Annotated in this window: 1 protein-coding gene; it reads right to left on the bottom strand. The window is 62.0% G+C overall.

What is annotated here, in order from left to right:
• Window positions 1-58: 58 nt before the first annotated feature.
• Complete coding sequence (locus NE609_RS17295; RefSeq protein WP_121587056.1) at window positions 59-841, bottom strand: M23 family metallopeptidase; 783 nt, start codon at window positions 839-841, stop codon at window positions 59-61.
• Window positions 842-1,212 lie beyond the last annotated feature (371 nt).

Genomic DNA, 1,212 nt, shown 5'->3' with positions numbered 1-1,212 from the left:
CCCCCCCCCCCCCCCCCCCCCCCCCCCCCCCCCCGCTGTTCTATGGGAGAATAGGAAGTCAGTCAGAAACTTTGCCCATCGTTTTGAGGGGATCGACCCATGCGCCGCCGACCTTCATCGCAAAATGGAGGTGGGGATCGAGGGAGATCTCACAGGGGATATCGCCGACCGTGCCGATCGCCTGGCCGACCTGGACGCTGTCGCCCTCCTTGACGGAGGTCTTTTTATCCAGTCCGCAGTAGATCGAGGTGATGTCGTCGTGGTGGAGGATCTCGATGGTCATGCCCATCAGCGGGTCGTCGCGCACGGCGGTCACCTTGCCGTCGCAAACCGCCTTGACCTGCGCGCCCTTGTCGGCCTTGATATCGATGCCGTCATGGGTGCGCCATTCCTTCAGCGTGGCGTTCTTGACGAGTTCACCGCCGCTGTAGGGCGCGAAGATCTCGCCCGAGATCGGCAAGACGAAGGAGGAGGGCTGCGGCTCGGGCTGCGCCTTTGCCTCTACGGAGGGCTCGTCCGGTTTGGACGCAGCCGCGGAGGAGGACGAAGGCGCTGTAGACGAGGAGGACGAGGCCGACTTGTTGCCGTCGACGCCGACGCCGCTCTGCGCTTTTCCCGCCTCCTCCAGATCGGGGAAACCGTAGGCCGGCTCCTGTGTGCTGGATGGGGCCTGCTGTTCGATCACGCGGTCGTTATTTTGATCGATCCGCTCGATGGTTTTGTCTACCGCCACCCATGCGGCGGTACCAGCTCCCACCACACAGATCGCAAGGGCAATGTAAAAACCTTTTCCTGCCATAAATTTACTGAATTTGCTCTTTGGATTATAAGAATCATTCATTTTGTGGTTACACCTCCGGTATTATTTTGAACGCTAGGCAAGCGCTTTATACTCCGATAAAATTTTCTTTCTTTCCCGTTTGGGGAGCGGCGGCCGCCGCCCTGCGGACAGGGGTTTTTGCGCGCCCCTCCGGGGCGCTTTGGATTTGCCGCGCTGCGCCCGGCGGGGCTTTACGGGAATTGCCGCTTTCCAAGCGGCAAGAATCACGAGCGCGTTTTGCCGCGCGGCGGTTTTCGATGTTCCGCCCGGGGGACGGAAGGCTTTTATCGCGCCCCTCCGGGGCGCTCCAGATGTGCCGCCTTTGGCGGCATAGATCGCCGGGTCCCGCCCCGGCGGGCGGGCCGACTTCTTGCGCGCCCAAGAAGTCGGCG

The organism is Anaerotruncus sp. DFI.9.16, assembly GCF_024461615.1.
GTDB lineage: Bacteria > Bacillota > Clostridia > Oscillospirales > Ruminococcaceae > Anaerotruncus > Anaerotruncus massiliensis.
Note: the sequence above shows the minus strand (reverse complement) of the source record. Positions and strands in the feature narration are given on the sequence as shown.

Excerpts from the sequence above, each read along its gene's own strand:
- NE609_RS17295 (WP_121587056.1), bottom strand. The coding sequence starts at position 841 with ATGAATGATTCTTATAATCCAAAGAGCAAATTCAGTAAATTTATGGCA.